Source organism: Companilactobacillus crustorum JCM 15951, from assembly GCF_001434585.1.
GTDB lineage: Bacteria > Bacillota > Bacilli > Lactobacillales > Lactobacillaceae > Companilactobacillus > Companilactobacillus crustorum.
In genome coordinates this window covers 1-8,000 of sequence record NZ_AZDB01000058.1, presented here as the reverse complement: position 1 = coordinate 8,000, position 8,000 = coordinate 1, and the positions used below count along the sequence as shown (strand labels likewise).

At 33.6% G+C, this 8,000-nt stretch carries 8 protein-coding genes; 1 reads left to right on the top strand and 7 read right to left on the bottom strand.

The window, feature by feature from the left end:
* The first annotated feature begins 180 nt into the window (after positions 1–180).
* Complete coding sequence (locus FD26_RS10300) at positions 181–1,134, top strand: alpha/beta hydrolase (RefSeq protein WP_057868342.1); 954 nt, start codon at positions 181–183, stop codon at positions 1,132–1,134.
* Between the two features lie 68 nt (positions 1,135–1,202).
* Here FD26_RS10300 and FD26_RS10295 read toward each other — a convergent pair whose 3' ends face one another.
* The 7 genes from FD26_RS10295 to FD26_RS10265 form a co-directional block, all read right to left on the bottom strand.
* Positions 1,203–1,643: a MarR family winged helix-turn-helix transcriptional regulator gene (locus tag FD26_RS10295; protein ID WP_057868341.1), complete on the bottom strand. Its 441-nt coding sequence runs from the start codon at positions 1,641–1,643 to the stop codon at positions 1,203–1,205.
* Positions 1,644–1,865: 222 nt separating this feature from the next.
* A complete protein-coding gene (locus FD26_RS10290; RefSeq protein ID WP_057868340.1) occupies positions 1,866–2,252 on the bottom strand; it encodes a DUF1634 domain-containing protein in 387 nt (128 codons plus the stop codon).
* The gene (locus tag FD26_RS10285) at positions 2,252–3,094 is read right to left on the bottom strand and encodes a sulfite exporter TauE/SafE family protein (RefSeq protein WP_057868339.1); all 843 of its coding nucleotides are present in this window, start codon (positions 3,092–3,094) and stop codon (positions 2,252–2,254) included. Before FD26_RS10285 ends, FD26_RS10290 begins: the two co-directional genes overlap by 1 nt.
* A complete protein-coding gene (locus tag FD26_RS10280) occupies positions 3,094–3,570 on the bottom strand; it encodes a hypothetical protein (protein ID WP_057868338.1) in 477 nt (158 codons plus the stop codon). Before FD26_RS10280 ends, FD26_RS10285 begins: the two co-directional genes overlap by 1 nt.
* A 9-nt stretch (positions 3,571–3,579) precedes the next feature.
* The gene (locus FD26_RS10275) at positions 3,580–4,476 is read right to left on the bottom strand and encodes an alpha/beta hydrolase (protein ID WP_057868337.1); all 897 of its coding nucleotides are present in this window, start codon (positions 4,474–4,476) and stop codon (positions 3,580–3,582) included.
* 13 nt (positions 4,477–4,489) lie between these two features.
* Positions 4,490–5,686 carry an MFS transporter gene (locus FD26_RS10270; protein ID WP_057868336.1) on the bottom strand — a complete coding sequence of 399 codons (1,197 nt, stop codon included), beginning with the start codon at positions 5,684–5,686 and terminating at the stop codon, positions 4,490–4,492.
* Between the two features lie 249 nt (positions 5,687–5,935).
* Positions 5,936–7,558, bottom strand: a complete 1,623-nt coding sequence (locus tag FD26_RS10265) for a helix-turn-helix domain-containing protein (RefSeq protein ID WP_235526723.1) — start codon at positions 7,556–7,558, stop codon at positions 5,936–5,938.
* Positions 7,559–8,000 lie beyond the last annotated feature (442 nt).

The window sequence follows — 8,000 nt, the reverse complement described above, 5'->3', positions numbered from 1 at the left end:
ATCAACTCTATTTATCGTACAGCCTAAAAGATCAATTCAAAGTTATGAATTGATCTTTTTATTTAAAAATAAAGATTGTACACAATTTAATTGTTGACATCCTTTATTTTTTTCTGTATCTTAGTTTTTGCCCCCAAGAAATTGGTTGTGCACAATTAAAAAACGAAAGAGGAAAAATTTATGACAGATCGTATTTCTTTAGAAAAAGAAGCTTTAGAATTTAGTATTGCTAATACATCCCATCCCCGCATCTACGAAGTTGAACCAAACATGGGGCGTAATATTTTAAATGAGGTTCAAGATTCTCCTGTTTTTAAACACGCTGTCGATATTGAAGACCAACAAATGCATACTGGCAAATGGGGCGATATTAACGTTCGTTTTATTAGACCAGCTGGCAATCATTCCACTCTTCCTGTTATTTTTTATATTCATGGTGCTGGGTGGGTATTTGGAAATAGTCATACTCATGACAAATTAGTTCGTGAATTAGCCGTTCGTTCTAACTCAATTGTTGTTTTTCCTGAATACTCACTTTCACCAGAAGCACAATATCCAACTGCTATTGAGCAAAATTATGCTATCCTTCAACAATTATCGAAAATTGCTGCTGAGAAAAAATTAAACTTATCAAAATTGACTGTAGCCGGCGATTCGGTTGGCGGCAATATGGCTGCAGTTATGACTATCATGACCAAGCAACGTCAGGGACTTCCAATTGCTCAGCAACTATTGTATTATCCTGTAACTGATGCTAATTTCGATACTGAATCTTATAACCAATTTGCTGAGAATTACTATTTAACAAAATCCGGAATGCAATGGTTCTGGGACCAATATACTACCAATGAAAAGGAACGGGCCGAAATCACTGCCTCTCCACTTCAAGCTACGATAGATGATTTAGCCAATTTACCAGAGGCCTTAATTATTAATGGAGAGGCCGACGTCTTACGTGATGAAGGTGAAAATTACGCCAGAAAATTACGTGAAGCTGGTGTTAAAGTAACTCAAGTTCGTTTCCAAGGAATGATTCACGATTTCGTAATGCTAAATAATTTAGATCAAACTAAAGCCACTCGCAGTGCTATGAACTTGTCTATTTCTTGGCTCCAAAATTTAAACAATAAATAAAATATTGCTTACTTCTGCATAAAAATACCAGTGCGATAAATCACCGCACTGGTATTTTTATTTCCTGTTTATTGCGTAATGTTATTGAACAACTTTTTAGATAAATTCTCTAAAGTATTCCATTCATCAGTAGTAAAATTGCTTTTTGCTACCAAAATTTCAGGAAGTTCATTAATTGATTCTCTTTTGTCCGAACCTTTTTCAGTTAATTGAACATTAACCACTCGTTCATCAGTTTTACTTCTTTTACGTAACACTAATCCTTCATTTTCTAATCGCTTCAATAAAGGCGTTAAAGTACCTGAATCCAATGACAATAATTCACCTAATCGTTTGACTGTTAATTCCTTATATTGGTATAAAGAAACCAACACCAAATATTGAGGATACGTTAAACCCTCTTTGCTTAAACCATCATGATACAACTTCTGAATTGCTCGTGAAGTTGCATATAACGAAAAACATAAATGATCGTCTAAAGGAATCGGTTTGCTGCTATCTAAAAGCATCTGAATTCCTCCCTTACTAATCTTATTTTCTAATTATTAATACATTCTATTCTTTTAAAAGTAAATTGTAAATCATTCTATTTCACACAATTTAATTTTTGACAAATTGTCTTGTTGTTATTAAATCTTAGCATATTTAGAAATTAACTTTAAACTACTCGTATAACTTAAAAATAACCATAAATCCACGACAATCTAAGGATTTATGGTTATTTTTATTTTTTAACTACGATAGCCTAAAAACATAGCAATCATCAAAATAATTAGAACAATTGTGGTAATTATAACGTAGAGATTATCATGTTCCTTATAGAAGGCATAAATTGAAACGACTACTCGTAAAACCGGCGTCAAAATCAATAAGAAGACGCCCAGCATTATCACAGCGTATGATTTACCAGCAATAATTCCAGCAAAAATATCTGAGAACCTTTTAGGAAAATCTATCATCGATTGACCATTTTTTACAATAGTAGGATAGCCAGCACCGTTCATAAAATATAAAGCCATACCTATCAAAATAACAATAGCAGACGTTATAACGCCGACACGTAAAATTTTTCCAATAACTAATTCAACTTTTCGAGTTTCATCATGTGTTGATTGCATTAGATATTCACCCCAAATCCTTTAAGAGCCATTTGGACACCCATATACAAGATAATGGGAATAAAAATCATTCTAATAACTCTTGGTTTCAAGACTTGCATCAACCGGGCACCAACTGTTGCACCAACTAAAACACCAATAGCCAATGGTGCTGCAATATCTGGACGAATCGAGCCATTGAAGAAATAAACTGTAGCACTGGCGGCAGCCGTTACACCCATCATCAAATTACTTGTCGCACTTGATGGTTTTAGAGGCATCTTCATAATCGTATCCATAGCGATAACCTTAAAAGCACCACTACCAATACCTAATAAACCACTTGCCAAGCCAGCAGCCCACATCATGATAAAACCACCAGGAACATTCTTCATCGAATAATCGATTTGTTTCTGCTCAGCTTTATCATAATATGTACTAGCTAATTTAAATTTATCAACAATTGGATCATGTCCGGTATAAACCGATTCACCTTTCTTATCAAACAATTTACGAATCATATTGTAAGTTGAATATAATAAGAAAAATCCAAACAAAACATACAAGAAATTACTTGAAAATACACCTACCAATAGAGCACCCATAATAGCTCCAATAGTAGTAGCAATTTCCAAAAACATTGCGACACGTAGATTTAACATATCGTCTTTTAAATAAGCAATAGTTGAGCCGGAACTTGTTGCAATAACTGAAATGATACTAGCACCAATTGCGTACTTGATATCCAATCCCATCATGATAGTTAGAACCGGAGTGATAATCATTCCGCCACCAATCCCCAAAATTGCACCAAGAATCCCAGCTCCTACACCCATTATTAGGAGTAGCAACATTGAATTCATTATTTTTCCTCTTTTTCTTCCTCATCCTTTTTAGAGAAATTCTCTAAAGAAGTTTTGTAATTACTTTCCATTATATCCATTGCATGATTAATTTCAGTACTTTTTAAGACATTTTCAGAAATTAAATCAATATGAAACTTAGATACATTCAAATAATCACAGGCAGTCGAAAGATAGATTTTAGTCTCAACCTCAGCATCATCGTCAAAGAAATGTGTTACTTTCTTAGCATCATCAAATGGCAAATTGATTACACCAGTTTCTAAATAAAAATTAATTTCAAATTCAGCATCGGCAACATGGATCATAACTTGGGAAAGCTGATTATCAGCAATGTCTTTTTCTATTTGTTCCTTAGCTTTATTTAATGACCAAAGATCTCCTTGTAATAAATCATCTTTACTAATTTCTAAACTAGTTTGTTTAAAATTTCCTTCTTGAATATTTTCAATAAAATCAGTAATTTTAACTTTCATACTTTTCTCCTAAAGGTATAATTTCAAAAACTTTTCCACAGCCTCTTGATAGTTTTTTGAATCAACGTAGTAGCTACGAATATGAACGCCAAGGCTTTCATAAGACATTTTTGGGAATTGTCCACATGTGGATAACTCGTGTTCCATTTCAAAAGGAACTGTAAAATCATTTTTTCCGTGCATAAACAGTATCGGTATTTTATTTTCGCTCAAAGCCTTGCGACAATCAGTCTTTTGATACGAAAAGCCAGCCCTTACTCGCGAAATTAGCGAAATACCGTGAATCAGTAGTCGACCCTTAATATGATATCTCTTTTGACAATGATAACTCAAGATATCATAAGCACTGGTATAACCAGAATCTTCAATAATCAGTTTAACATTCTTAGGCAAATCATTCTTTGACGAAAGCATAACCGTTGCTGCCCCCATCGAAGCCCCAAATAATATAATTTTATCATTTGGCCGTACCTTCTGGAGCTTTTTGATCCAATCTTTTAAATCTAAACTCTCTATATAGCCAAAGCCCAGGTATTTACCTTCACTCTTACCAGCGGCCTGATTATCAATCTGCAAAATATTGCATCCCAAACTATCGAATAGCTGTGCATGGACATTTAGAGAATTATGATCGACGCCAAATCCATGAACCATAATTACCGTTATCTTTTTTTGATTATCAGTAAACCAACCATAAAGTTGACTATCATTGAAACTAGACTTTATTGTCCATTCTTGCTTAGGTTTCTTTAAAAATAAATTCGTTTTTTCAACTAGTCCTTCATCCATTTTCACCTTAGGTGCTTCCGCTCCTAAAGCCTTTGAACCCCGCTTTTGAATATATAAAAAAAAGGCGTTCAGAATTAGAACGACTAGTAATAACAATATCAATAAAATAATTATCATTATCATACCTCGTCTAACCTAATTCTTTCACACCTATCATCATAATAGCAACTATAATCATCGAAACGGTAATTCCTACGAACAGCGTTGAAAATGACAATGCCGTAATTATTAAACTTCCTGCATAAGGCCCGATAGCTCTTCCTAGGGAACCAAAGATACTATAGAAGCTTTGGAAAGTACCACGATTTCTATTCGTTGACATTTTACTCAATAAAGCTGGAATTGTTGGGAATACCATCGATTCACCAATTGTCAAAACCAACATACTAATAATAAAAGCTAAGTATGTCTTAGCATTGGGTAATAATAGGAAAGAAGATCCCATAATTACTGTACCTAAGAAAATCTGATACTTCAAAAGTTTAAATATCTTAGAAACAACTCGATTCATAACTGGTTGAATAATCAATAATGAAGCAGCATTAACGGTAAAGACAAAACCGTATTCACGTGTTGTATAGCCTTGATTCAACATATAAGCCGATAGATTACTGTCCCATTGTGAGTAGCCTAACCACACGATCAAGATGGAAGCACAAATAATAAACATGTTTATATTGAAACGACGTGGTCCGATTTTAATCTTAGGATCAACATCTTCATGTACCTTATAGGAACGTTCACTGATTTCACTGTCATCTTTTTCTTGAACATGGTCCAAAATACCTGCTCTTAATAAGAGAATAACTGCACTAACAACAAACAATATCATTGGAATGAAGAAAGTGAAAAAGATACTCCAGTCAAAAATAAAACCAACCGCATTTGAACCAATTGCAATTCCTAAATTAGAAGCCAAATACATATTATTGAACACAACACGACTGTTTCCTGTCATCTGTTCTGCTACAAAGGCCGTGTAAGCATTAATAGCTGTATACACCAGACCCATTCCAAAACCTAAAATAACTAGCATAAAAGCATAAGTTGGCCATACGTGATGTATTGACATACCAAACAATGAAATAATTGAAATCGCATAACCAATGTATAACGTTCCACGTTTCGAAAAACGATCAAACATCACGCCGCCTATAGCATTACCTACCATCATAAACGCTGAATAAATCATCAATGCAAATCCGGCAGTTACTAGAGATTCGTGTAAATTTTTATGAATAAAAATAGTATTAACAGGCAACATAAATCCCATCACCAAATTAAATGCTACATTTAGAACCAATAACCATAATCTTTGAGCGCGCATCTTTTTCACCTCTTCTATATAATTTTTTCAATAAAAAAACCATGGCATAAATCACCATGGTTTTAGCGGTAGTACTCGGATGAGCAAATAGATTCCCGTTCACAGCAGGTTTCTATAGATATCACTCACAAATCCGGTGAGTAGTGCTCGATATCCTACCATCATAAGTGCCGTCCTAATTCGACGGCTCTCGACTCATCACACATCCTGTATCATAATATATTCTGAAAATAGTTGCAACTCTTTTCATTAAAGATTTGGATTTTCATTAACTTTTTCTTCAGTCCAAATCTTATAAATCAAGTTCAACAAACCACCCATTTGACCATCAACACCGTTATACATCCAACGGTAAATACATACATCCTTTTTTACACTATTCTTAGGCGGATTAGCACTATTAGCAGTCACGACAATGTCCGCATCCTTGGGATCGCTAACGATTTTAGCGTATGGCAATGATTGTAACGTTACTGCTAAATCAGAGTAAACTAGGAAGAACGATTCCAGCTCTAGATAAACCTTTACCTGAATGTTCTTATTATATAGTGAGAAGAAACGATAAGCGATCGCATAAATAGCCTCTGAGATCTGCTTAGATTTTCCTGTTAATGATTGATATTTATCACGCAACATTAAATGCTGAACAGTTGAGTAAATCTTGCTCTCAAGTCCTTCATCATTTAATTTGCTAATGGCATCGCCAAATCCTGAATAAAGATTCAAGATTTCAATATAATTATGATCCAGCGCTAAAACGCCAATAATACATGTTGTTAAGTTATACTTGTATCTCAAAAATTCACTATGTGACATAGCCATATCAGAAATAGTTTGCTCAACGTCTACTGGAATTAATTCCAAGAAGTCATCAATAAAGTTAGCAAACAATGGATTATACCTTACAAGTTGTTTTGAAACAGATTGCAAATATTCTTCTGAAACTTCAAACGTTGCTGGTACGCACATTAATAGGATATAAAAATCAGCTGATTGGAACATTTGCTCTTCATAACTGACATCTTCCTTAATAGCACGTTTTAATTCTCTTACCTTTTCACTACCACTATCGCCTTCAAGCATTGATCCGGCACTTTCAAAAATGTTAGGGAAAGGATAATTGATTACATTCAAAGCATCCATATTTTGTACATGATTACCCTCAATAATTCGATATAAATGAGCCATAACCACATAAGCATAAAACATTTTAGTAATTTGATTAGTAGGTTTTAAACGATACTTATCTAAAGCAATGTCAACAACTTTAAAAGCCACCTTCTGTTTGAAATCTTCAAATGGCCATACATATCCCCTAGTAGCATTCCAATACAATGCTGCAATTGCCAAACGAATCGATTCTTCATCACCGACAAAACGCATTGGCTCATAAGCTATTCTGACGCCAAAGCGTTTTAAATAGCCTCTCATTGGCTTGAGATGACGCAAAACAGTTGCCTTACTACTTTCTAGTGTTTCATAGAAATGTTTAAAGGAACTCTCCTTATCCTTCACAATGGCATCCAAGAACAAATACCCATCTGAATTAGTAGTTAAAAAAGCATGATAGGCATCCCTAGTAACAGTAAACATCTCTTCTGTACTATACTTGTCTTTCTTCAAGATCTTCTTAAAGTCATCTTGAATCCCCAAGAAAGTATTGTAGACACTACCATAGCTCTTATTCATTTGATAAGCTGCCTTACGTAAATTAATATCTTTTACTTTGATATCTCGATTACGATATGTTCCAATAAGATCAGCACTTGCTAGTTGATTAGTTCTTATTAACTTAATCTTGTTAAATAGTTGTATTTTTTCTATTTCTGATTTTGACAGAAATAAGTCAGTAAAGCTATCCAAGAATTCCACCCCCGTAGATGCAATAGTCTAATATTATATGATAAAAAGTTTCGTATATTAGTAACCTACCATATATTATTACTTAAATAAATAGACAGAATATTTTTAATAATCTGAACATAATCTATTATCTATACCAATTATTCATTTTACCCCTTATTTAAAATAAGTATAGTGTTTGTCTGTTCCTTAATTCGAAAAAAACATATTTTTTACTTTATAGCTATCTACGTAACTACAAGAATTATTAAAAGTCTTTTCACCCTATAAATTTTCATGGAAAATGGTTTTATTTTACCAATTTATTATGAAAAATCCTTTGAAAACAATTATGATTTAAGTTCAGCTTAATTTCAAATATAAGGTTCTTTAATTATGAAAAAATGATAAAAAAAAAAGAGACCGATAAAATCGGTCTCTTCAAGTTAGCGTGGCAGCTCCCTATCCTCGC

What these genes read in the sequence shown, in the direction of transcription:
- FD26_RS10300 (WP_057868342.1), top strand. Translation starts at nt 181, where the DNA reads ATGACAGATCGTATTTCTTTAGAAAAAGAAGCTTTAGAATTTAGTATT.
- FD26_RS10295 (WP_057868341.1), bottom strand. Translation starts at nt 1,643, where the DNA reads ATGCTTTTAGATAGCAGCAAACCGATTCCTTTAGACGATCATTTATGT.
- FD26_RS10290 (WP_057868340.1), bottom strand. Translation starts at nt 2,252, where the DNA reads ATGCAATCAACACATGATGAAACTCGAAAAGTTGAATTAGTTATTGGA.
- FD26_RS10285 (WP_057868339.1), bottom strand. Translation starts at nt 3,094, where the DNA reads ATGAATTCAATGTTGCTACTCCTAATAATGGGTGTAGGAGCTGGGATT.
- FD26_RS10280 (WP_057868338.1), bottom strand. Translation starts at nt 3,570, where the DNA reads ATGAAAGTTAAAATTACTGATTTTATTGAAAATATTCAAGAAGGAAAT.
- FD26_RS10275 (WP_057868337.1), bottom strand. Translation starts at nt 4,476, where the DNA reads ATGATAATTATTTTATTGATATTGTTATTACTAGTCGTTCTAATTCTG.
- FD26_RS10270 (WP_057868336.1), bottom strand. Translation starts at nt 5,686, where the DNA reads ATGCGCGCTCAAAGATTATGGTTATTGGTTCTAAATGTAGCATTTAAT.